The organism is Pseudomonas monteilii NBRC 103158 = DSM 14164, assembly GCF_000730605.1.
Classification (GTDB): Bacteria; Pseudomonadota; Gammaproteobacteria; order Pseudomonadales; family Pseudomonadaceae; genus Aquipseudomonas; species Aquipseudomonas monteilii.
This window is the reverse complement of record NZ_BBIS01000010.1, coordinates 258,045-278,767: the sequence shown is the minus strand read 5'-3', so window position 1 is coordinate 278,767 and position 20,723 is coordinate 258,045. Positions and strand designations below refer to the sequence as shown.

Annotated in this window: 24 protein-coding genes; 9 read left to right on the top strand and 15 right to left on the bottom strand. The window is 62.1% G+C overall.

Annotation, left to right across the window (positions count from 1 at the left end; translation table 11 throughout):
- Positions 1 to 28: 28 nt before the first annotated feature.
- On the bottom strand, positions 29 to 1,717 hold the full coding sequence (fadD2, locus tag PM2_RS06980; RefSeq protein ID WP_028700268.1) for a long-chain-fatty-acid--CoA ligase FadD2: 1,689 nt from the start codon (positions 1,715 to 1,717) through the stop codon (positions 29 to 31).
- Between the two features lie 218 nt (positions 1,718 to 1,935).
- On the opposite strand from fadD2, the gene PM2_RS06975 reads away from it, so the two are divergent.
- Entirely contained in the window at positions 1,936 to 2,880 is a 945-nt protein-coding gene (locus PM2_RS06975) for an alpha/beta hydrolase (protein ID WP_016711908.1), read from the top strand.
- Between the two features lie 34 nt (positions 2,881 to 2,914).
- Complete coding sequence (locus PM2_RS06970) at positions 2,915 to 3,385, top strand: MaoC family dehydratase (RefSeq protein WP_016711909.1); 471 nt, start codon at positions 2,915 to 2,917, stop codon at positions 3,383 to 3,385.
- 65 nt (positions 3,386 to 3,450) lie between these two features.
- Here the strand turns inward: PM2_RS06970 and PM2_RS06965 are convergent, their stop codons facing one another.
- The 5 genes from PM2_RS06965 to PM2_RS06945 form a co-directional block, all read right to left on the bottom strand.
- Entirely contained in the window at positions 3,451 to 4,689 is a 1,239-nt protein-coding gene (locus PM2_RS06965) for an RNA polymerase sigma factor (protein ID WP_016711910.1), read from the bottom strand.
- A complete protein-coding gene (locus tag PM2_RS06960; protein WP_016711911.1) occupies positions 4,689 to 5,174 on the bottom strand; it encodes an SRPBCC family protein in 486 nt (161 codons plus the stop codon). Before PM2_RS06960 ends, PM2_RS06965 begins: the two co-directional genes overlap by 1 nt.
- 21 nt (positions 5,175 to 5,195) lie before the next feature.
- On the bottom strand, positions 5,196 to 5,540 hold the full coding sequence (locus PM2_RS06955; RefSeq protein WP_016711912.1) for a YciI family protein: 345 nt from the start codon (positions 5,538 to 5,540) through the stop codon (positions 5,196 to 5,198).
- 44 nt (positions 5,541 to 5,584) lie between these two features.
- On the bottom strand, positions 5,585 to 6,010 hold the full coding sequence (locus tag PM2_RS06950; RefSeq protein ID WP_028700267.1) for a YybH family protein: 426 nt from the start codon (positions 6,008 to 6,010) through the stop codon (positions 5,585 to 5,587).
- 217 nt (positions 6,011 to 6,227) lie between these two features.
- A complete protein-coding gene (locus PM2_RS06945) occupies positions 6,228 to 6,485 on the bottom strand; it encodes a DUF2790 domain-containing protein (protein ID WP_016711914.1) in 258 nt (85 codons plus the stop codon).
- Between the two features lie 357 nt (positions 6,486 to 6,842).
- On the opposite strand from PM2_RS06945, the gene PM2_RS06940 reads away from it, so the two are divergent.
- The gene (locus PM2_RS06940; RefSeq protein ID WP_016711915.1) at positions 6,843 to 7,169 is read left to right on the top strand and encodes a GNAT family N-acetyltransferase; all 327 of its coding nucleotides are present in this window, start codon (positions 6,843 to 6,845) and stop codon (positions 7,167 to 7,169) included.
- Here the strand turns inward: PM2_RS06940 and def are convergent.
- The 3 genes from def to PM2_RS06925 form a co-directional block, all read right to left on the bottom strand.
- On the bottom strand, positions 7,166 to 7,702 hold the full coding sequence (gene def, locus PM2_RS06935; protein WP_016711916.1) for a peptide deformylase: 537 nt from the start codon (positions 7,700 to 7,702) through the stop codon (positions 7,166 to 7,168). The two genes, PM2_RS06940 and def, sit on opposite strands and share 4 nt — an antisense overlap.
- Positions 7,699 to 8,658, bottom strand: coding sequence for a YihY/virulence factor BrkB family protein (locus tag PM2_RS06930; RefSeq protein ID WP_016711917.1), 960 nt, complete (start codon positions 8,656 to 8,658; stop codon positions 7,699 to 7,701). Before PM2_RS06930 ends, def begins: the two co-directional genes overlap by 4 nt.
- A gap of 159 nt (positions 8,659 to 8,817) precedes the next feature.
- Positions 8,818 to 8,997, bottom strand: coding sequence for a CsbD family protein (locus PM2_RS06925; RefSeq protein ID WP_019099157.1), 180 nt, complete (start codon positions 8,995 to 8,997; stop codon positions 8,818 to 8,820).
- Between the two features lie 244 nt (positions 8,998 to 9,241).
- On the opposite strand from PM2_RS06925, the gene PM2_RS06920 reads away from it, so the two are divergent.
- Together PM2_RS06920 and PM2_RS06915 are read left to right on the top strand one after the other, a co-directional pair.
- On the top strand, positions 9,242 to 10,714 hold the full coding sequence (locus PM2_RS06920) for a right-handed parallel beta-helix repeat-containing protein (protein WP_028700266.1): 1,473 nt from the start codon (positions 9,242 to 9,244) through the stop codon (positions 10,712 to 10,714).
- A 129-nt stretch (positions 10,715 to 10,843) separates the two neighbouring features.
- Positions 10,844 to 11,224: a hypothetical protein gene (locus PM2_RS06915; RefSeq protein ID WP_003254641.1), complete on the top strand. Its 381-nt coding sequence runs from the start codon at positions 10,844 to 10,846 to the stop codon at positions 11,222 to 11,224.
- Positions 11,225 to 11,230: 6 nt separating this feature from the next.
- Here the strand turns inward: PM2_RS06915 and PM2_RS06910 are convergent, their stop codons facing one another.
- Positions 11,231 to 12,067 carry a CvfB family protein gene (locus PM2_RS06910; protein ID WP_016711920.1) on the bottom strand — a complete coding sequence of 279 codons (837 nt, stop codon included), beginning with the start codon at positions 12,065 to 12,067 and terminating at the stop codon, positions 11,231 to 11,233.
- Between the two features lie 129 nt (positions 12,068 to 12,196).
- Here PM2_RS06910 and PM2_RS06905 point away from each other — a divergent pair, with 129 nt between their 5' ends.
- Positions 12,197 to 13,057 (top strand): DUF6279 family lipoprotein, encoded by an 861-nt coding sequence (locus PM2_RS06905; protein WP_028700265.1) that lies wholly within the window; start codon positions 12,197 to 12,199, stop codon positions 13,055 to 13,057.
- A 46-nt stretch (positions 13,058 to 13,103) separates the two neighbouring features.
- Here the strand turns inward: PM2_RS06905 and aceK are convergent, their stop codons facing one another.
- Positions 13,104 to 14,813 (bottom strand): bifunctional isocitrate dehydrogenase kinase/phosphatase, encoded by a 1,710-nt coding sequence (aceK, locus tag PM2_RS06900; RefSeq protein ID WP_016711922.1) that lies wholly within the window; start codon positions 14,811 to 14,813, stop codon positions 13,104 to 13,106.
- A gap of 126 nt (positions 14,814 to 14,939) precedes the next feature.
- On the opposite strand from aceK, the gene PM2_RS06895 reads away from it, so the two are divergent.
- Positions 14,940 to 15,815, top strand: a complete 876-nt coding sequence (locus tag PM2_RS06895; protein WP_019098513.1) for a DMT family transporter — start codon at positions 14,940 to 14,942, stop codon at positions 15,813 to 15,815.
- 13 nt (positions 15,816 to 15,828) lie between these two features.
- Positions 15,829 to 16,287 carry a DUF4265 domain-containing protein gene (locus PM2_RS06890; RefSeq protein WP_016711924.1) on the top strand — a complete coding sequence of 153 codons (459 nt, stop codon included), beginning with the start codon at positions 15,829 to 15,831 and terminating at the stop codon, positions 16,285 to 16,287.
- A 3-nt stretch (positions 16,288 to 16,290) separates the two neighbouring features.
- On the opposite strand, the gene PM2_RS06885 is transcribed toward PM2_RS06890, so the two are convergent.
- The 4 genes from PM2_RS06885 to cysK form a co-directional block, all read right to left on the bottom strand.
- Complete coding sequence (locus PM2_RS06885; protein WP_028700264.1) at positions 16,291 to 17,172, bottom strand: DMT family transporter; 882 nt, start codon at positions 17,170 to 17,172, stop codon at positions 16,291 to 16,293.
- Positions 17,173 to 17,286: 114 nt separating this feature from the next.
- Positions 17,287 to 17,448, bottom strand: coding sequence for a hypothetical protein (locus tag PM2_RS31140; RefSeq protein ID WP_169739415.1), 162 nt, complete (start codon positions 17,446 to 17,448; stop codon positions 17,287 to 17,289).
- A 115-nt stretch (positions 17,449 to 17,563) separates the two neighbouring features.
- Entirely contained in the window at positions 17,564 to 18,499 is a 936-nt protein-coding gene (locus PM2_RS06880) for an aspartyl/asparaginyl beta-hydroxylase domain-containing protein (RefSeq protein ID WP_016711927.1), read from the bottom strand.
- A 173-nt stretch (positions 18,500 to 18,672) separates the two neighbouring features.
- Complete coding sequence (gene cysK / locus PM2_RS06875) at positions 18,673 to 19,647, bottom strand: cysteine synthase A (RefSeq protein ID WP_028700263.1); 975 nt, start codon at positions 19,645 to 19,647, stop codon at positions 18,673 to 18,675.
- Between the two features lie 222 nt (positions 19,648 to 19,869).
- Between cysK and PM2_RS06870 the strand changes: the two genes are divergently transcribed.
- Entirely contained in the window at positions 19,870 to 20,715 is an 846-nt protein-coding gene (locus tag PM2_RS06870; protein ID WP_012273667.1) for an AAA family ATPase, read from the top strand.
- The last annotated feature ends 8 nt before the right edge of the window (positions 20,716 to 20,723 follow it).

Genomic DNA, 20,723 nt, shown 5'->3' with positions numbered 1-20,723 from the left:
CAACACCACTAAGCCAAAGCCATACCCATCAAGCGATATCCCGCAGTTCCCGCCGCAAGATCTTGCCCACCGGCGTCATCGGCAACGACTCACGCAGCACAATGTGCTTGGGCACCTTGTAGCCGGTAAAGTTGGCCTTGCAGTAGGCCTTGAGCTCATCCACGCTCACCCCCCCCTCACGCGGCACCACGAACAGCTTCACCGCCTCGCCGGAACGCTCGTCCGGCACACCGATGGCTGCACAGTTGGCGACCTTGGGGTGCCCCATCACCACATCCTCGATCTCATTGGGGTAAACGTTGAAGCCCGAGACGATGATCATGTCTTTCTTGCGGTCGACGATGCGAGTGAAACCGTCCGGGTCGATCACCGCAATATCGCCGGTCTTGAACCAGCCGTCCGCATCCAGGGCCTGGGCCGTGGCCTCGGGCTGCTGCCAGTAGCCCTTCATCACCTGCGGGCCCTTGATGCACAACTCGCCCCGCTCGCCCAGCGGCATCTCGTTGCCGTCATCGTCGATCACCTTGAACGCGGTACCCGCCACCGGGATGCCCACCGTACCCAGTCGGGCAAGCTTGCCATAGGGGTTGGTGCTGGCAACCGGCGAGGTTTCGGTCAGGCCGTAGCCCTCGACGATGCGACACCCCGTAAGCGCTTCCCAGCGCTCGGCAGTGGCCTTGACCAGCGCCGTGCCGCCGGAGTTGGTGACCTTCAGCGCCGAGAAGTCCAGCTGACGGAAGCCCGGGTGATCCATCAGCGCAACAAACAGGGTATTCAGCCCCAGTAGTGCGGAGAAACGCCACTTGCCCAGCTCCTTGATGAAGCCCGGAATATCCCGTGGGTTGGTGATCAGCACGTTGTGGTTACCGGTGACCATCATGCACATGCAGTTCGCGGTAAAGGCATAGATGTGGTAGAGCGGCAGCGGCGCGATCATCACCTCCTGCCCGTCCTTGAGCAGCTTCTGCCCGTCGGGGCCATGCTGCGAGAAGCAGGCCAGCACCTGCAGCATGTTGGCCACCAGGTTGCCGTGGGTGAGCATCGCGCCTTTGGCAAGGCCAGTGGTACCGCCGGTGTATTGCAGCACGGCGATGTCGTCCAGGCTCAGCGGCACCGGTTTGTGCGACAGCTCGCGCCCTTGGCGCAGCGCCTGTTTGAACGATACCGCCTGGGGCAAGTGATAGGCCGGCACCATCTTCTTCACTTTGTCGACCACCGTGTTGATCAGCCAGCCTTTGGCGGTGGGCAGCAGGTCGCCCATCTTCGCCTCGATCAGGTATTCGATGCCGGTATCGGGCAACACCTCCTGCACACGCTTGCCGAACATGTTCAGGTACACCAGTGCGCGCGCGCCGCTGTCCTTGAACTGGTGGCGCATTTCGCGCTCGGTGTACAGCGGGTTGGTGTTGACCACGATCAGGCCGGCGCGCATGGCGCCGAAGACGGCGATGGGGTATTGCAGCACGTTGGGCATCTGCACCGCGATGCGGTCGCCCGGTTTGAGGTCGGTGTGCTGCTGCAACCAGCCGGCGAAGGCGGCTGAATGGCGCTCCAGCTCGGCGTAGGTCAGGGTCACGCCCAGGTTGCTGAACGCCGGGCGGTCGGCAAAGCGCTTGCAGGAGCGCTCGAACACCTCGACGACCGAGGCGTAGGCATTGATGTCGATGGTGGAAGGCACGCCCGCCGGGCGCTTGTCATTCCAGAAGTCGGCTTGCATTTATTATTGTTCCTCTGCCTGGACCTGCACTGCGTCCTTTAGTCCATTACCTGATCGCCAGCCGGCGAAAAGGCGTTGATCCGACGTTAACAGGTAAGTCCAAGGTGGCATATACGCCAAGTGCCGCCATTAACATTGTGAATCTTATTTGTGCCCTTCCTGCAATCCGGCCGGTTGTGCATACACTGTTCGGGTACCTGTGCGCACAAGGACCCGCCATGCCTAACGACGCCTTCTGGCTACCCGCCAGCGAGCACTGCAGCCTGTACGTGCACCAATGGCTGCCGGCCAAACCGGTGAAAGCCGTGGTGCTGCTGGCCCATGGCATGGCCGAGCATGCCGGGCGCTACCAACGCCTTGGGCAGGCCCTGAGCGAGGCGGGCTTTGCCCTGTTCGCGGCCGACCAGCGCGGCCACGGGCGCACTGCCGAGCAGGGCAGCCTCGGCCTGTTCGCCCGCCATCATGGCTGGAATGCCGTGGTCAACGACCTCGGCCGGGTGGCCCAGCACATCGGTCAGCAATACCCGTGCACGCCGCTGTTCCTGTTCGGCCACAGCATGGGCAGCTACATCGCCCAGGCCTACCTGCTGCACCACAGTGCCAGCCTGCACGGGGCTATCCTGAGTGGCTCCAACTACCAGCCGGCAACGCTTTACCGGGTGGCCCGGCAGATTGCCCGGCTGGAAGCCTGGCGTCAGGGGCCGTTGGGCAAAAGTGCATTGATCGAGTGGTTGTCGTTCGGCTCGTTCAACAAGGCTTTCAAGCCCAACCGCACCGCATTCGACTGGCTCAGCCGCGACCCGGCCGAAGTCGACCTGTACGTCAACGACCCGTTGTGCGGCTTTCGTTGCAGCAACCAGCTGTGGCTCGACCTGTTACAAGGCTTGGCGCAGATCAGCCAGCCGAGTAACCTCGCGCAGATCGATCCGAACCTACCCATGCTGGTGATCGGTGGTGAATGTGATCCGGTCAGTGCCGGCAAGCGTCTCACCCATCTGGCCGACGCCCTGCGCGCGACCGGCAATCGACATGTACAGCTGCGCGTCTATCCTCAAGCGCGGCATGAAGTACTCAACGAAACCAACCGTGACGAGGTCACCGCCGATATCCTCGGCTGGCTTGAACAGGCGCTGGCCCTTGGCCGCCCCGTGCGCAGTGAATGATAGCCACCCTCGCCTAACGCTTAAGGAAGCACCGATGTCCCAGGTCACCAACACGCCTTACGAAGCCCTCGAAGTCGGCCAGAAGGCCGAGTACAAGAAGTCCGTTGAAGAACGCGACATCCAGCTGTTCGCCGCGATGTCCGGTGACCACAACCCGGTTCACCTGGATGCCGAGTTCGCCGCCAAGAGCATGTTCCGCGAACGTATTGCACACGGCATGTTCAGCGGCGCGCTGATCAGTGCAGCAGTGGCCTGCACCCTGCCAGGCCCTGGCACCATCTACCTGGGCCAGCAAATGAGCTTCCAGAAGCCGGTGAAAATTGGCGATACCCTGACCGTGCGCCTGGAAATCCTCGAGAAGCTGCCGAAGTTCAAGGTGCGTATCGCCACCAATGTGTACAACCAAAACGATGAGCTGGTGGTCGAGGGTGAGGCCGAGATCCTGGCACCGCGCAAGCAGCAGACCGTCGAGCTGGTGTCGCCGCCGAATTTTGTGGCTAGCTGAAGATCGATATAGCCAGTACCGGCCTCTTCGCGGGCGTGCCCACGAAGAGGCCGGCACAGAAAACATCATTCAATGGCCTGAAGCCGCCGCTCAATGTGCCTGCGCTCCGGCTCCTGCCGGGTCAGCGCCAGCGCCTGCCGCCAAGCCGCACGGGCCTCCTCGACCTGCCCCAGTTGATAGTGCAACTCCGCCCGAGCCACATGCGCCAGGTGATAGTCCAGCAGCTCCCCTCGCGCCATAATCCCCTCGACCACCTGCAAGCCAACCTCCGGTCCATCCCTCTTGGCCACTGCCACCGCCCGGTTCAGCTCCACCACGGCTGAAGGCCAATGCCGCTGCAACACGTCATAAAGCCCGACAATCTCCGCCCAGTCCGTCTCCGCTGCCGTCGATGCTTCGGCATGCACCGCGGCAATCGCCGCCTGCACCGTATAGGCGCCGAACGCCCGGCTTTGCAGCGCCTGGCGCACCAGCTCGCAGCCTTCCTCAATGCGTTGCCGGTCCCACAGGCTGCGGTCTTGCTGCTCCAACACCACCAGGTTGCCCTGGGCATCGGTTCGCGCCTGCTGCCGGGACGCCTGCAGCAGCATCAAGGCCAGCAGGCCAACCGCCTCCGGGTCGGGCAGTAACTGCACCAGCAACCGCGCCAGGCGGATCGCTTCATCGCTTAGGTCCTGCTGCAGCAGCGCCTCGCCCGATGACGCCGAATAGCCTTCGTTGAACACCAGGTAGATAACCCGCAAAACGCTCTCCAGCCGTTCGGGCAGTTCGTTCAGTTCCGGTACCTGGTACGGGATGCCTGCATCGCGAATCTTGGCCTTGGCGCGGACAATGCGCTGGGCGATGGTGGCCGGGCTTTGCAGGAAGGCGTGGGCAATCTGTTCAGTGGTCAGGTCGCAGACTTCGCGCAGGGTCAGCGGTACCTGGGCATCGGCGGACAATGCCGGGTGGCAGCAGGTGAAGATCAGGCGCAGGCGGTCATCGGCCAGCAACTCTTCTTCGCTGGGGTCCTGTGCCTGGGCGTCGAGCAGCATGCTCAGGTCGGCCTGGGAGCGGTCGAAACGGGCGCGTCGGCGCAGCGCATCAATGGCCTTGAAGCGCCCGGTGGAAACCAGCCACGCCCTTGGGTTTTCGGGTATGCCGTCGCGCTGCCAACGCTCGACAGCGATGAAGAAGGCATCATGCATGGCCTCCTCGGCCAGGTCGAAATCACCCAGCAAGCGGATCAACGTTGCCAAAATGCGCCGCGACTCCCGCCGGTACACCGCCTCGACTTCGGTGCGCACTTGCGCCAGTGCCGCCATCAGTCGGGCATCCGCTGGGTCACCACCTCCACCAGGCGGTCCAGGCTTTCTCCCCAGCCCTGGTGAAAGCCCATTTCCTCATGGGCCCGGCAGTCGGCGGCATTCCAGTGCCAGGCGCGGGCGGTGTAGCGGGTTTTGCCTTGCTCCTCGTCAAAGCTGATCACGGCGGTCATGAAGGCCTTGTTCGAGGGCACCCAGCCGGGGCCGAAGGCATCGGTGAACACCAGCCGCCGTGGTGCGGCAATTTCCAGAAACACACCCTGGTTCGGGTACTCGCTGCCATCCGGCGCGCGCATCAGGGTGCGGAACAGGCCGCCGGCCCACAACTGCATCTCGCACTCCGGTGTGGTCATGCCGTGCGGCCCCCACCACTGCATCAGCCACTGGGGTTCGGTCCAGGCGCGGAACACCTTGGCCGGGGGTGCGTCGATCAAGCGGCTGATGGACAACTCATGTTGGGCAGGTGCAGGTTGGGCAAGGCTCATTGTTGTTGTGCTCCTTGGCTGTCAGGGTTGCAGTTGGCGCACGGGCCTTACCTCGACGCTACCGACCCGTGCGGCAGGAATACCCTTGGCGATGTTCAGCGCCTCGTTCAAGTCGCGGGCCTCCACCAGGTAAAAACCCGCCAGTTGCTCTTTGGTTTCGGCGAACGGGCCGTCGGTCAGGCTCATGTGCCCGTTGCGCACCCGTACCGTGGTGGCGGTCTGCACAGGCTTCAGCGCCTCGGCCGCCAGCATTCGCCCGGAGCCCTGGATGGCTTCGGCATACGCCATGCATTCGGCGTCTTCCGGGCTGTCGGGCAGGCTGTGCAGCAGCCCCTCGTCACAATAGACCAGGCACAGGTATTTCATGGTCGCCTCCAGGGCATTGGCAAAGTGCGTTTGGCGATAACGGCTCAGGGCTTGAGATCGAACAGGGCTTTCTGGGTTTCCATGTCGAACGGCGCCGACCAGTGCTCATGGATCACCTGCCACTGGCCATTCTGACGACGATAGCCCACGGTGGCACGCATAAAGCCGCACTGGCTTTCGTCATCGCCCGGGCCGCAGCGGTTCAGCCAGTGGGCCAGGGCCAGGTCGCCAGCGGCGTGTACGGTGAGTTCGGCCAGTTCGAAGACCATGGGGCCGGTGCACATGCCCATGCACATTTCCCAGTGCGCGGTGTAGGCAGCCTTGCCCTTGAATTGCAGCGCCTGGATGGCATCGAAGGCGACGATGTCATCGGCATAGGGGGCGGTGATGTTGGGGATGTCGCGATCGCGCACGGCCTGCATCCAGCGCTCGATCAGTTGGCGGATCTCGGTTTCGGCTGCGGTGCTCATCGGGGGTTCCTCCGACAGGTCATGGGGGCACGGTGGTGCCTTCACCTATGGTCGAATGGAGAACGGAGGAATCGACAGGCCTTGGAAATTATTCTCTCGAGCAGTGGCTTTATAGCCTGTAGGAGCGGGCTTCCCCGCGATCCATCTACCGATGGTGGATGGCACCGGCTGCGCCGGTGTTCGCGGCTAAAGCCGCTCCTAAAGGATCGCTTCAGCTTCAACCTTGCTGACAACCCTCACCCATGGCCCGGTACTGAATGGTATGCACCTGGCCTTGGTGGTCTTCATAGGTCATGGTGGCAGGTACCACTTCGCAGACATTGGGGATGGTCGACAAGTTGATCACCCGTTTGATGTCCAGGTTCATGGAATAGTCATACTGCTGGGCCACAGGCTGGCTGGAGACGGGGGTGGCCTCATCGGCGAGGGCGAACGAGGACATACCGACCAATGCAAGAATCAGTAATGGTTTCATGTGGGTTTGCCTTTTAAGCATTCAAGCTGATCGATTGACTTCTATTGCCGTGAACGGCACGGAGAAGTTGCCATCTACGGTGAAGATGGCACGAAGTACCGATCCCGCTTCGTACTGCCAGGGGGGATGTGTAAAAGTCTACTCCCGCATGGCAATAGTTGAACCCCGTAGTCGGATATTCACCCTTGCCGGATTTGCAACAATCTGCGTCAAATTAGCCGCAAAACATCCAGCCAGAGCCTCTGGCCAGCTTTCAGGGCAGGACTCGCCATTTCATTAACATATCTTCACTGCTCGACGCTTTCGGACACTAAACGCCGGCTACTGGACCATTTTTACCGTCAGCACGGCTCGCGCATGCGTGCTGCAAGCGATGCGCAACTGTGGGTGGCGAGGGCGCCGGGCATCATTGCAGGCTTGAGCCTGAGCCCCGTAGGCGATGGTTATTGGCTGACCGGGTTGTTCGTCGACCCGCAACAGCGCAACAAGGGGGTGGCCGGACGCTTGATCGATGCGGCGCTGGAGCAGGCCAATGGCCCAACCTGGCTGTTCTGCCACCCGGACCTGGCGCCCTTCTATCAGCGCCTGGGTTTCCACATGGCCGGGCAACTGCCCGAAAGCCTGGCAAGCCGCCTGCTGCGCTACCAGCGCAGCAAACGCCTGGTAGCGCTGGAGCGGGCTTAGTCGTCGCTGACGTCGAGCCCCGGGAACAGCACCTCGGTGTAACCGAACTTGGCGAAGTCCTGAATGCGCGATGGGTACAAACGGCCGATCAGGTGATCGCACTCGTGCTGCACCACCCGTGCATGGAAGCCGTCGGCAAAGCGGTTGATCGGGTTGCCCTGGGGGTCGACCCCTTCGTAGCAGATGTGCTTGAAGCGCGGCACCACGCCACGCAGGCCAGGCACCGACAGGCAGCCTTCCCAGCCGTCCTCGACCTCGGTGGAGGTCGGTGTGATGACCGGGTTGAGCAAAATGGTCTGCGGCACCGCTTCGGCATCGGGGTAACGTTCGCTGCGCTCGAAGCCGAAGATCACCAACTGCAGGTCGACGCCAATCTGCGGCGCGGCCAGGCCGACCCCGCCCACATGGCGCATGGTTTCGAACATGTCGTCGATCAGTTGCTGCAGTTCGGCCGTGCCGAACAGGTGCTCGGGCACGGGCGGGGCGATGCGTAGCAGGCGTTCATCACCCATTTTAAGAATGTCGCGAATCATCTGGTGTTCGGCTCGACAGTATTGGACGCATTCGGGTTGGGGTGCTCGTGGCCCAGCACCGTCAAGGTTTCCTTGGGCTTTTCGCCGTTGAAATCTTTTTCGCCCGGGTTCTTGCCTTCGGCTGACATGTGCTCGATCACCGCATTCATTTCGGCGCCCAGCAGCAATACGGCAGCCGAGATATAGAAATACAGCAACAGCACGATGATTGCACCAATGCTGCCGTACATGGCGTTGTAGTCGGCAAAGGTTTTCACGTAGTAGGCAAAGCCCAGCGAGGCCACGATCCACACCACCACCGCCAGCACCGAGCCGGGTGTGATGAAGCGAAACTTCTGCTTAACGTCGGGCATCACGTAGTAGATCACCGCAACGGCCACCATCATCAGGATGATGATCGCCGGCCAGCGCAGGATGGTCCACAGCGTTACGATGAACTCCTGCATGCCTACCTGTGAGGCAATCCACTCCATCACTTGCGGCCCCAGCACCATCAGCGCCGCCGCTACCAGTAGCATGCCGGCCAAGCCTACGGTGTAGATGATGGAAAGGGGTATGCGCTTCCATACCGGTCGCCCTTCGGGCACGTCGTAGGCGGCGTTCATGGCGCTCATCATCAGGCGCACGCCCGCCGACGCGGTCCACAGGGCAATCACGATACCCACCGACAGCAGCCCGCCCTTGGACTGCTGGAGTTGGTCGATTACCGGGTTTACCTGCTCCAGTGCCTGGGGCGGCAGCACCAGCTCGGTTTGCAGGCGCAGCCAGGAGAAGAAGTCTGGCAGGTGCAGGAAACCAATCAGGGCAATCAGGAACAGCAAGAAGGGGAACAGCGAAAACAACGCCTGGTAAGCCAGCGCGGAGGCATAGGTGGACATCTCATCGTCGAGGAATTCCTTGACGGTGCGTACCAGCACGCGGTGCAGGGGCAGACCGCGCAGGTCGGGGAAAATCATAGCGTCTCCTTTCGCCGCTTGATTCATCAATACAACGGGTAAGTCTAATAGACCCTGCGGTTGCTGTGCTGCTCCCCGCCATGCTTGAAGAATTTGCTTACACAGGTCCGGCCTCTTCGGGGGCTTGCCCGCGAAGAGGCCGGGTCAGACTGCCTCGAATCAAGGCTTCTTCACCGCATCCTTCACATTGCCCTTGACCTGCTGCGCCTCGCCCTTCAGTTCCTGCGCCTTGCCCTCGGCCCGCAGCTTGTCGTTGTCGGTCACCTTGCCGACGCCCTGTTTGATGTTGCCAACCGCTTCGTTGGCTAGGCCTTTCGCTTTGTCTTTAGTACCGCTCATGGCAAAACTCCTGCAATGGGAGACACGTAAACCGTGCCGACAGTTGGTGGACCCAACGCCCTCGCCAGGAGTTTCAACGGATTTGTACCCCTTGGGCCGAGCGGTAAAACTGCGGGCGAATACCGCACCGAATCGCCCCAGCGCCCGCGCGATGCCATCAGCCCTGCCCTAGAATCCCCCGCAAACGTCCGCCCAAAGCAGGCTGGCACTTCATAAAAACAATGTTTTCCGGATACCCGCACCCATGCGTCTGATGCCTGCGCTGGTGGCCTTGCTGCCACTGCTCCCCTTGCCCCCACTGGCCGCCGCACCGGCTAACCCTGAAACCCTGCGTGTCGAGCATTACGCCGACGATGGCCAACCCGGCTCGCTGCGCTGGGCCATCGAAACCAGCAACCAGAACCCTGGCCATTACCGCATCGACATTGCGGCAGTGGGCAAGCCGCCCTACGTCATCCGCCCCAATAGCCCACTGCCAGAAATCAAAGGCCCGGTGCGCATCACTGGCCTGCCCTGGGCACGCGATGGCCAATACATCGCCATCGACGGTTCGGCTTACATCAAGGACCAAGGCGTGCGCACCTGCCCCGGCGCCCTGCCCGGCCAGTTCGGCACCAACGTGCGCACCACCACCCACCCCGGGCTGGTGCTGCGCGATACCCAAGGCGTGCATTTGAGCGGCCTGGAAGTGCGCAACTTCTGCATCGGCATCCTGGTCAACCGCGCCAGCGGCAACGTGATCGAAGACAACCGCATCGTCGCCAACAAGGGCGGCGCGGGCATCATGCTGACCGGTGATGACGGTGCCGGTAACCCCACCGCCACCACCACGAACAACAACAAGGTGCTGCGCAACCAGCTGATCGACAATGGCGACGGCCTGGAGCTGACCCGTGGCGCGGCGTTCAACCTGGTGGCCGACAACCTGTTCCGCTCCACCGCTGCCAACCCGGAGCCCTCGCAAGGCATCGAGATTCTGCTGGGCAACGACAACAGCGTGGTGCGCAACCGCTTCGAGAATTACTCCGACGGCCTGCAGATCAACTGGGGCAAGCGCAATTACCTGGCAGCCAATACCTTCAGCGGCAACTCGATCGGGGTCAGCGTGACCGGCGAGGGCAACATCCTCGACGGCAACCTGATCCACGGTAACCGCATCGGCGTGGCCCTGCGCCCGGAGCCGGACACGACCGCCACGCGCCTGAGCGCCAACCGCATCTGGGGTAACAGCCAGGATATCCGCCGCTGCGAGGCGGGCGGCTCCTGCGTGCCTGACCAACGCACGGGCGCCATCGTGTTTGGCGTCCCGGCGCAGGCGCATGCGCTGTATGTGGGTTCGCGCGGGGTGGGGGCCGATTTGCCCAAGCAGGACCAGGCGATCATCTGTGATGCCAAGGGCGAGCCCAAGCCTTGCCAGCCGCTGCCTAACCACAACCAACAGGCCCCACGGCTGATGGCGCTGGAAGGCAATGTATTGCGCGGCGAGGTGCAGGGACCGGTGTCGAGCCTGTTGCGTGTGGAGTTCTTTGGTAATGCCCAAGCCGATGGCACCGAGGCAGAGCAGTACCTTGGGGACGCGCTGGTGAACAGTGACGAGCAGGGGCAGGCGCGGTTTGCCCAGGTGCTGGAGAACATCGGCGGGTTGCGCAGCTTTACTGCAACCTTGACCACTGCTGATGGGGCTACTTCCGAGTTGAGCGTGCCGGTTCGGCGGTAATGCTACTGGCCTCTTCGCGGGTAAACCCGCGAAGAGACCGGCACAGGCACCGCAAATCACAAACCTTGCCCCGCCCCGTGCCACCCCTCACAATGCAGGCCTTCATAGCGTCAACCCGCAGGAACCTGCATGAAACTCGACAAACCCGCCGCCATCGCCCGGCGCAACGAAGCATTGGCCCGGCCGGTGCTGACCAGCAGCAATACCCTGTTCGCCATCCTGGACAACAAACGCAACCTGTGGTGGTTCGAAGTGCCCGTGGCGCTCCTGGGCAAGGGCCAGGCCGACTGGGTCAACCTGCTGTTGCACACGCCAGAAAGCGATGAGCTGCAGCACCTGAAGGTGCCCACCAACTTCCTCAAGGCTCACCTGGAGCAGATGGAAGTGCGCAAGCCCGGCAAGCGCCGCTCGACCATCAGCCTGGCCCTCAGCGCTGACCGCGACTCGCTGCTGCGCGACACCCGTCCGGGTGGCGAGCAACTGGACTTCCGCAACTTCGTACAGGCGTAAGGGCAGTCAGACCTTTTCGATACGGTCGTCATGGATGACGATCAGGCCCTGCTTGAACAACCCGCCAATGGCCTTCTTGAAGTTGCCTTTGCTGACGTTGAACAGCTTGCTGATCAGCGCCGGGTCGCTCTTGTCGCACACGCCCAACACCCCACCTTCAGCCTCCAGGCGTGCCATGATCTGTTCTTGCAGGCTGTCGGACAGGGCCGCGCCCACTGGCTGCAGGCTGAGGGCGATCTTGCCGTCGTGGCGCACTTCCTTGATGAAGCCCTTCTCGTGCATACCCGAACGCAGGAACTTGAACACCTCGTTCTTGTGAATCAGGCCCCAGTGACGGTTGTTGATGATGGCCTTGAAGCCCATCGGCGTTTCACCGGCTACCAGCAGCTCGACCGGTTGCCCGACCTTGTAGTCAGCCGGGGTGACGTCGAGGTAGCGGTCCAGGCGTGAAGTAGCGGTGATGCGGCGGGTGCGCTTGTCGAGGTAGACGTGCACCACGCAGTAGTCGCCGATCTTCAGCGGCCGTGCCTCTTCCGAGTACGGCATCAGCAGGTCCTTGGACAGGCCCCAATCCAGGAAAATGCCGGCACCGTTGATGTCCTTGACCTTGAGGCTGGCGAATTCGCCGACCTGCACCTTGGGCTTTTCGGTGGTGGCGATCAGCTGGTCTTCGCTGTCCAGGTAGATGAACACGTTCAGCCAGTCATCCACCTCGGTTTCGGCGTTTTTCGGGATGTAGCGCCCGGGCAGCAGGATCTCGCCGTCGGCACCGCCGTCCAGGTACAGGCCGAAGTCCACGTGCTTCACGATTTGCAAACTGTTGTAACGCCCAAGCAGAGCCATTTCTGATGATCCTCAAGACAAGGGGGCTATTCTACACCTGAAGCCATCACACCGTCCGACCGCTGATGCAGTGATCCGTCCGTGCTCCTTGGCGTCTAAGGTCTGGCCCGATTCGGGAAGGAACAGCACATGCCTGCACGCCTGTCCAAAGCCCTGCTTGTCGCTATCGGCTTCGCCCTGGCCCTGGCCGCCTGCAGCCGTATCGACCTGGCTTACCGCAACCTTGATCGCCTGGTGCCGTGGTCGTTGGGCGATTACCTGGACATGAACCGCGAGCAGAAGGCCATGCTCGACGACCGCTTGCGCGAGCACCTGGCCTGGCATTGCAAGACCCAACTGCCCGGTTACCTCGACTGGCTGGACCGGGTACGCGGCATGGTCGCTGACGACCAGGTGACCGACCAGGCCCTGCAGCAACGTACCCAGGAGGCCCGCGAGGCGATTGGCCGGGTGGCAGAAGAAATCACCCCGTCGGCCACTGAACTGTTGCGTGGCATGAGCGACACCCAAGTGGCGGAAATGCGTGATGCCTTTCGCGACGACATCAGCGAACGGCAAAAGCAGTATGTGGATACACCGCTGGCCAAACAGATCGCCCGCCGTACCGAGCGCATGGAAAAACGCCTGACGCCATGGCTGGGGGAACTGACGCCAGTGCAGAAACAGCGGGTGCAAGCCTGGTCGCAGGCGCTGGGTGACCAGAACCGCGAATGGATCGCCAACCGCGCCCACTGGCAGCAGCAATTGCTGCTGGCGATGAACCAGCGCAATGACGCGAGTTTCGAGCCGCGGCTGGCGACGTTGCTGCAGCGCAAGGAGAGTTTGTGGACGCCGGCGTATCGTGCGGCGTTTCAGAATACCGAACGACAGGCCCGGAGTTTACTGGTGGACCTGGTGCAGCAAAGCACGCCGCAACAGCGGCGGTTTTTGCAGGATAGGTTGGCCAAGGTGCGAACGGATTTCAGTGAGTTGAAGTGTTTGAGGGGATAATTGTGCTCAGCAGGCCTGGCCTCTTCGCGGGCCTGCAAAAACAGGTTTACCGAGCCTTGCGCCGATAAGGAAACACATCAATCACCTTCCCTTCCCTGATCGCCGCCTGCAACCCCTTCCAGTAATCCGCGTCATACAACTCCCCATGCAAGCGGCTGAACAACCGCCGCTGGCCGATGTCGGCAAACAGGAACGGCGGAAACTCTTCGGGAAACACATCATGCGGGCCGATCGAGTACCACGGTTCGCCCGACATTTCGTCTTCCGGGTAACGCGGCGGCGGGATATGGCGGAAATTCACTTCGGTCAAAAAGCTGATTTCGTCATAGTCGTAGAACACCACCCGGCCATGACGCGTCACCCCAAAGTTCTTCAGCAACATGTCACCCGGGAAGATGTTCGCCGCCGCCAACTGCTTGATGGCCAAGCCATAGTCTTCCAGCGCCTCATGCACCTGGCCTTCGCTGGCATGCTCAAGGTACAGGTTCAGCGGCGTCATGCGCCGCTCGGTCCAGCAGTGGCGGATCAGCACCGTGTCACCCTCCAGCGCCACGGTCGATGGCGCCACCTCCAGCAGCTCGGCCAGGCACTCTGGCTCGAACTTGTCACGCGGGAAGCGAAAGTCTGCAAACTCCTGGGTATCGGCCAAACGCCCGACACGGTCGACACTTTTCACCAGCCGGTACTTGTCGATTACCGTGGCGCGGTCAACTGTTTTCGAGGGCGAAAAACGGTCCTTGATGATCTTGAACACCGTATTGAAGCCCGGCAGGGTAAACACGCTCATGACCATGCCACGCACACCGGGTGCCATGACGAAGCGGTCCTCGCTGCTGGCCAGGTGGTTGATCAACGCCCGGTAGAACTCCGACTTGCCGTGTTTATAGAAACCGATTGAGGTGTACAGCTCGGCAATGTGCTTGCCGGGCAAGATGCGCTTGAGGAAGTTGACGAACTCGGCCGGCACAGGCACATCGACCATGAAGTACGAGCGGGTGAAGGAAAAGATGATCGACACCTCGGCCTCGTCGGTAATCAGCGCATCGGCCTCTACGCCATGCCCTTCGCGGTGCAACAGCGGGATCACCAGTGGCCACTGCTCGTCGCTGTTGTAAAGCCGACCGACCAAGTAGGCCCCCTTGTTGCGGTACAACACCGGTGAAAACAGCTCCACCGCCAGCGTCGGGTCCTTGCAGACCCAGTCCGGCAGGCATTCGCGCAGTTGCTCCTCAAGGCGTGACAGGTCGCTTTCAAGGTCGCCATAGACGAATGCGTAGTCGGCGAAGATCGCCCGCAACAGGCCCTTGAGGCTGCCATCGGGGCAATAGGTACGGGTTTGCGCAGCGCGCTGATGGCTGCGGATCGACGGCCGGGTGGTGTGGATGAACATGCAGCCGTCGCTGATCTGGTCATGGCTGAACAGGCTGCAGAACAGCGAGTTGTACCAGGTTTCCGACAGTTCATCGTCAAGGCGCGGGTCGATCAGGCCTATGTAGGCACTTTTCACCAAGGGCCACTGGCCGACCTCCAGCAGCACCTCGTCATCGAACGCATCCCGCAACCAGCCGTTGACCTCGCCGACCTTCTGCTCATACAAGTTGATCCGTGCGGCGGCGGCGCGCTGGCACGCTTGCCAGCGCGCCTGTTCGAAACGCTCACGGGCACCGAGGGTGATGCGGCGAAAATGCTCGCGATAGTCGTCAAAGCCATCGAGGATCATCCGGGCGATCTCGCCGGCAGGCCAGTGCTGGGTCATGCGGGACACCTCGGTGCGGGGTGAGATAGACAGCTTAGCCGCACAGGATTACACCGCAAGAAAGCACAAGAATCTCCCCGCCCCCTCGCGTAAACTCGCGCCCCTGCCCTGCCTCCGGAGACCGTTGTGAGCCCCATCGCCCTAGCCCGCCTGCTAACCCTTGCCGCCGTCTGGGGAGCGAGTTTCCTGTTCATGCGCATCATCGCCCCCGAGTTGGGCACGGTGCCGACCGCGTTCTTCCGTGTGTCCATCGCTTGCCTGGGCCTGGTCGCCATCGTCGCCGCCGCCCGCGTACGCTGGGATTTCCAGGGCAAGCTCGGCGCCTGCCTGGTGCTGGGCATGATCAACTCCGGCATCCCCGCCACCTTCTATTCCGTAGCGGCCCAGGTATTGCCGGCTGGCTATTCGGCCATTTTCAACGCTACCACGCCGCTGATGGGCGTACTGATCGGCGTGCTGTTCTTCCGCGAACCCATGACCCTGCCCAAGCTCTGCGGCATTTTCCTGGGCCTGTTCGGGGTCGGCATCCTCAGCGGCGCTGGCCCGGTGGCACTGGACATGGCCTTGGTGCAAGGCGCCCTCGCCTGCCTGGCGGCCACCACCTGCTACGGCTTTGCCGGGTTCCTCGCCCGCCGCTGGGTCAGTGGTCTGGACAGCCGCCTGTCAGCACTGGGCAGCATGCTCGGTGCCACCCTCATGTTGAGCCCGCTGTTCGGCTGGAGCGCACTCACCCAACCGCCCGCCAGCTGGGGGGGCTGGCAGGTTTGGCTGTCGCTGCTGGGCCTGGGCCTGCTGTGCACTGCATTCGCCTACATCCTGTACTTCCGCCTGCTGGAAGAAATCGGCCCGGTAAAAGCCAGCACCGTAACCTTCCTGATCCCGGCATTCGGCGTATTGTGGGGGGCGTGGTTGCTGGACGAGCCGCTGTCGATGGCACACCTGTACGGCGGCTTGCTGATTGGCGTGGCACTGTGGCTGGTGCTGCGCCCGGCGCGCAGTTGAAGCGGGGTACACGATGAACAGCGCGTACAAGAAAGTCCTGTTCCGCCTGGAACAGGACGAGACCGGCTACCCACCGGCCTCGGTCGAGGGCCTGTGGGCAAAAGCCGTGGAAGGTGGCTATGCCGTCGACAATATTCCCTTCCACGTTTACGGCATCGCCCCGGGCGACGTGATCGGCACCCGTGAAGACGCCGGCGAGACCTGGTTCGCCGAACTGCGCCAGCGCAGCGGCAGCTCGGTGTTTCGGGTGGTGGTCAAACCGCCGGAAACCCTGGACCAGGTACGCGCAGCCTTGCAGGACTTCGGCTGCAACTGCGAAACCGAGCAGGCCGTGAAGATGCTGGCTGTCGAGGTGCCATCGCAGCGGTCGCTCGATACCCTGCTCTACTACCTGCTCACCCAGCGCGAAGCCGGCCTGCTGGACTTCGAGGAAGGCGTGCTGCGCCACACCATCCCCGAAGAGTTCCGCTAAGGCTTACGCCTCGGCCAACCGGGCAGCGGGTTTGCGAAACACGAACAGCAGGCCCACCACGATCAGCCCCATGCCCAGCAGGCTGAGCGGTGCCAGGCGGTTACCGAAGATCAGGAAGTCCATCACCGCAGTGACTGCCGGCACCAGGTAGAACAGGCTGGTGACATTGACCAGGTTGCCTTTGGCGATCAGCCGGTACAGCAGCAAGGTTGCCAGCAGCGAGACGACCAGGCCCATCCACAGCAGCGCGCCGACAAAGCCGCCCGTCCACTGCACATGCAGCGGCTGCAACGGCGCGAACAGCGCGCACATGGCAAAGCCGGCCAGGTACTGCAGCGGCAGCGTGCCCATGGGGTTGTCGGTGATGCGCTTCTGCAGGATCGAGCCCAAGGTCATGCTGGCCAGCGCCAGCAGGGCGAACAGCATCCCCGCCAGCGAAACGCCGCCCAGGTTGATGCCCTGGTAAACCACCATGATCAAGCCACCCAGCCCCAACCCAAGGCCGAACAGACGGCTCCAGGAACGCTGGCGCTCCATCAGCACCACGGTCAGGATAGGTTGAACCCCCATCACCGTGGCCATCACGCCGGGGGTGACATGGGTGTTGAGCGCCAGTAAGTAGAAGATCTGGTACGCGCCCAGCAGCACACACCCGGTACCCAGTGCCCGCAGGATAGCCCCCCGGCTGCGCGGCCAGCGCAGCCCCAACAGCGGGCCGATCAGCAGCAGGCCGGCCAGGGCCAGCGCCGAGCGCAACAGCAGGAAGGCAAACGGGCTGGCATGCGCCAGGCCCAGCTTGGAGACGATCGCCCCGCTGCTCCACAGCAGGACGAACAGGCTGGTAGTGGCCGCCGAGGCCACGGAAGTTTTGGAAAAGACAGACATGTATGCACCTGTATTCGGGCAAATAAGCCGAACGGTGGGCGTAGACTTCAGCAGGGGAAGTAGCCGACCGTGTTCAGTAGGTTGCGTGTGCGAAAGGGTTCGGCCAGAAGCCGATCAGCCCAGCACGACCACGCAAGGAGGCGGTGCTACGCCGCCTACAACGCCACTGACAGGTGGTGGGTAGTGACTGATCATGGCCGGCTGCTGGCTGCCACGCACGACCATGCCCGCGACTGGCGCGATGGCAAAGCTTGCGGTGGAAGGGCTGGCTGGCATGTTCAGGTCTTCAGGGAAGATATGTGTTTCGGAATATAACGGTGAATGCTGGATTGGGCAACAACCTGAGCCGGCCAATTCGCGGCTAAACCCGCAAAAAGGCCGGCCCTGCCGGTCAGAACAACCAACGATAAAGCAAATAGGCCACCAACACCGCCAGCACCGGCCGCAGCACGCGGTAGGCCTTGGGGTTGGCACGCTTGAACTGCTTCACATGGCCACTGATCTTGTTGCTGAAGCGCTTGCTCCAGGCATACGCCTGGTTGATCCCGCCCACCCGCTCGTCATCGGTATTCTGCGGCGCGGTGGCGCGACCGAGGAAGGCGCTGACCTGGCGGTTGATGCGGGTCATCAGCGGGCTGCTCAACGGGCGTTCAATGTCGCAGAACAGAATGACGCGGGTCACGTCGGTCTCGTTCTTGACCCAGTGCACGTAGGTTTCGTCGAACATCACGTCCTCGCCATCACGCCAGGCATACGCTTGGCCATCGACGTAAATACGGCAGGCATCGGAGTTGGGCGTGGACAGGCCCAGGTGGTAGCGCAGGGACCCTGCGAACGGGTCACGGTGCGGGTTCAGGTGGCTGCCGCCAGGCAGCAGGGCAAACATCGCACCCTTGACGTTGGGGATGCTGCTGACCAGCTCGACGGTGCGCGGGCACAGCGTTTCGGCCGAAGGCAGAGGTTTGTCGTACCACTTCAGGTAAAAACGCTTCCAGCCTTTCTTGAAGAACGAGCCGAAACCGGCGTCATTGTCCTTCTCGGCAGCGCGGATGTAGCCCTCGTCGAACAGGCGCATGGCCTCTTCGCGGATTTCCTGCCAGTTGTCTTTCAACACGTCCAGTTCAGGGAAGCGCTGACGTTCCAGGTAGGGCTTGGACGGCACGCCGGAGAACAGGTACATCAAGGCGTTGTACGGGGCGAACAGCGCCGAATGGTTGACGAACTGGCGCAACACCGGCAGGCGGGCCTTGCCGCGCAGGTGCACGAACAGCACGCTGCCGAAAAACACCAGCAAGACACCCGCCTTGGCTGCAAAGGAAAAGGTCATGCTTTCACTCCTTGGGGAAGAGCCAGGGCTGCGCGTCCTGCTCTCCTGAAAATCATCCTGCCATCATAAACCGATCCCGCCGAGGTAAAAACAACCCGGGCGGGATCGCATTCATGAAGATTTTGCAATAAACCAGGCCGCCGATTGTTGCGCCGGGTCAGCGGCGAGGCCGATTACTGCTGGTTTTCCTGCTCGCTGAACATGTCGCTGAACAACATGCTCGACAGGTAACGCTCGCCCGAATCCGGCAGTATTACGACGATGGTCTTACCTTGCATTTCCGGTTTTTCGGCCAGGCGCACGGCGGCAGCCATGGCTGCGCCACAGGAAATACCGCAGAGGATGCCCTCTTCCTGCATTAGGCGGATGGCCATGGCCTTGGACTCTTCATCGGTTACCGTTTCCACCTGGTCGACGATGGACAGGTCGAGGTTTTTTGGCACGAAACCGGCGCCGATGCCCTGGATCTTGTGCGGGCTGGGCTTGAGTTCTTCGCCGGCCAGGGTTTGGGTAATCAGCGGCGACGAAGCGGGCTCAACGGCCACCGACAGAATGGCCTTGCCCTGGGTGTGCTTGATGTAGCGCGATACACCGGTAATGGTGCCACCGGTGCCCACACCCGCCACCAGTACGTCGACTGCGCCGTCGGTGTCGTTCCAGATTTCCGGGCCGGTGGTTTTTTCATGGATGGCCGGGTTGGCCGGGTTTTCGAACTGGCCCGGCAGGAAGTACTGGGCCGGGTCGGACGCGACGATTTCGTTGGCCTTCTCGATGGCGCCTTTCATGCCCTTGGCCGGGTCGGTCAGTACCAGTTCGGCGCCCAGTGCCTTGAGTACCTTGCGGCGCTCCAGGCTCATGGAAGCGGGCATGGTCAGCTTCAGTTTGTAACCACGGGCAGCGGCGACGAAGGCCAGGCCGATACCGGTGTTGCCCGAGGTGGGCTCGACGATGGTCATGCCCGGTTTGAGCTTGCCGCTGCTCTCGGCGTCCCAGACCATGTTCGCACCAATGCGGCACTTGACCGAGTAGCCCGGGTTGCGCCCTTCGATCTTGGCCAGGATAGTCACGCCGCGCGGGGCGATGCGGTTGATCTGCACCAGCGGCGTGTTACCGATGGAATGGGCGTTGTCTGCAAAGATACGGCTCATGGCAGGGGTCCTTGGCATGAAAAAGAGCAGGGAAAGACCTCAAGGGTAAGCCTGCCCCCGAGGCCCGTAAAGCCTGCAAATGTGACGGGGCATTCAGAGACTGAATACCCGGTCTGCGTTTGCAGCTGCCTGACCCCGCGTTATAGTCGGTAACAACTTACAAACAGGTGTTGCCTGTACCGGCCAAGAGGCCAATACAGGCTTACAACAGAGGACAACCCCATGAAGTTCGAAGGCACCCGCGACTACGTCGCCACAGACGACCTGAAACTGGCGGTGAACGCGGCCATCACCCTCGAACGCCCGCTGCTGGTCAAGGGCGAGCCCGGCACCGGCAAGACCATGCTCGCCGAGCAGCTGGCTGCCTCGTTCGGCGCGCGCCTGATCACCTGGCACATCAAGTCCACCACCAAGGCCCATCAGGGGTTGTACGAGTACGACGCGGTAAGCCGCCTGCGTGACTCGCAACTGGGTGTGGACAAGGTGCACGATGTGCGCAACTACCTGAAAAAGGGCAAGCTGTGGGAGGCCTTCGAGGCCGAAGAACGGGTCATCCTGCTGATCGACGAAATCGACAAGGCCGACATTGAGTTCCCCAACGACCTGCTGCAAGAGCTGGACAAGATGGAGTTCTACGTCTACGAAATCGACGAGACCATCAAGGCCAAACAGCGCCCGATCATCATCATTACTTCCAACAATGAAAAGGAGCTGCCGGACGCCTTCCTGCGCCGCTGCTTCTTCCACTACATCGCCTTCCCTGACCGCACTACCCTGCAGCAGATCGTCGACGTGCACTATCCGAACATCAGCCAGTCGCTGGTCAGCGAGGCGCTGGATGTGTTCTTCGACGTGCGCAAGGTACCGGGCCTGAAGAAAAAGCCGTCCACCTCCGAGCTGGTCGACTGGCTGAAGCTGCTGATGGCCGACAACATCGGTGAAGCGGTGCTGCGCGAGCGCGACCCGACCAAGGCCATCCCGCCCTTGGCCGGTGCGCTGGTAAAGAACGAGCAGGACGTGCAACTGCTGGAGCGCCTGGCCTTCATGAGCCGGCGCGGCAACCGCTGACAGGAGCC

Bases quoted from the DNA above. Each gene is read 5' to 3' on its own strand.
- fadD2 (WP_028700268.1), bottom strand. From the start codon at position 1,717: ATGCAAGCCGACTTCTGGAATGACAAGCGCCCGGCGGGCGTGCCTTCC.
- PM2_RS06975 (WP_016711908.1), top strand. From the start codon at position 1,936: ATGCCTAACGACGCCTTCTGGCTACCCGCCAGCGAGCACTGCAGCCTG.
- PM2_RS06970 (WP_016711909.1), top strand. From the start codon at position 2,915: ATGTCCCAGGTCACCAACACGCCTTACGAAGCCCTCGAAGTCGGCCAG.
- PM2_RS06965 (WP_016711910.1), bottom strand. From the start codon at position 4,689: ATGGCGGCACTGGCGCAAGTGCGCACCGAAGTCGAGGCGGTGTACCGG.
- PM2_RS06960 (WP_016711911.1), bottom strand. From the start codon at position 5,174: ATGAGCCTTGCCCAACCTGCACCTGCCCAACATGAGTTGTCCATCAGC.
- PM2_RS06955 (WP_016711912.1), bottom strand. From the start codon at position 5,540: ATGAAATACCTGTGCCTGGTCTATTGTGACGAGGGGCTGCTGCACAGC.
- PM2_RS06950 (WP_028700267.1), bottom strand. From the start codon at position 6,010: ATGAGCACCGCAGCCGAAACCGAGATCCGCCAACTGATCGAGCGCTGG.
- PM2_RS06945 (WP_016711914.1), bottom strand. From the start codon at position 6,485: ATGAAACCATTACTGATTCTTGCATTGGTCGGTATGTCCTCGTTCGCC.
- PM2_RS06940 (WP_016711915.1), top strand. From the start codon at position 6,843: ATGCGTGCTGCAAGCGATGCGCAACTGTGGGTGGCGAGGGCGCCGGGC.
- def (WP_016711916.1), bottom strand. From the start codon at position 7,702: ATGATTCGCGACATTCTTAAAATGGGTGATGAACGCCTGCTACGCATC.
- PM2_RS06930 (WP_016711917.1), bottom strand. From the start codon at position 8,658: ATGATTTTCCCCGACCTGCGCGGTCTGCCCCTGCACCGCGTGCTGGTA.
- PM2_RS06925 (WP_019099157.1), bottom strand. From the start codon at position 8,997: ATGAGCGGTACTAAAGACAAAGCGAAAGGCCTAGCCAACGAAGCGGTT.
- PM2_RS06920 (WP_028700266.1), top strand. From the start codon at position 9,242: ATGCGTCTGATGCCTGCGCTGGTGGCCTTGCTGCCACTGCTCCCCTTG.
- PM2_RS06915 (WP_003254641.1), top strand. From the start codon at position 10,844: ATGAAACTCGACAAACCCGCCGCCATCGCCCGGCGCAACGAAGCATTG.
- PM2_RS06910 (WP_016711920.1), bottom strand. From the start codon at position 12,067: ATGGCTCTGCTTGGGCGTTACAACAGTTTGCAAATCGTGAAGCACGTG.
- PM2_RS06905 (WP_028700265.1), top strand. From the start codon at position 12,197: ATGCCTGCACGCCTGTCCAAAGCCCTGCTTGTCGCTATCGGCTTCGCC.
- aceK (WP_016711922.1), bottom strand. From the start codon at position 14,813: ATGACCCAGCACTGGCCTGCCGGCGAGATCGCCCGGATGATCCTCGAT.
- PM2_RS06890 (WP_016711924.1), top strand. From the start codon at position 15,829: ATGAACAGCGCGTACAAGAAAGTCCTGTTCCGCCTGGAACAGGACGAG.
- PM2_RS06885 (WP_028700264.1), bottom strand. From the start codon at position 17,172: ATGTCTGTCTTTTCCAAAACTTCCGTGGCCTCGGCGGCCACTACCAGC.
- PM2_RS31140 (WP_169739415.1), bottom strand. From the start codon at position 17,448: ATGCCAGCCAGCCCTTCCACCGCAAGCTTTGCCATCGCGCCAGTCGCG.
- PM2_RS06880 (WP_016711927.1), bottom strand. From the start codon at position 18,499: ATGACCTTTTCCTTTGCAGCCAAGGCGGGTGTCTTGCTGGTGTTTTTC.
- cysK (WP_028700263.1), bottom strand. From the start codon at position 19,647: ATGAGCCGTATCTTTGCAGACAACGCCCATTCCATCGGTAACACGCCG.
- PM2_RS06870 (WP_012273667.1), top strand. From the start codon at position 19,870: ATGAAGTTCGAAGGCACCCGCGACTACGTCGCCACAGACGACCTGAAA.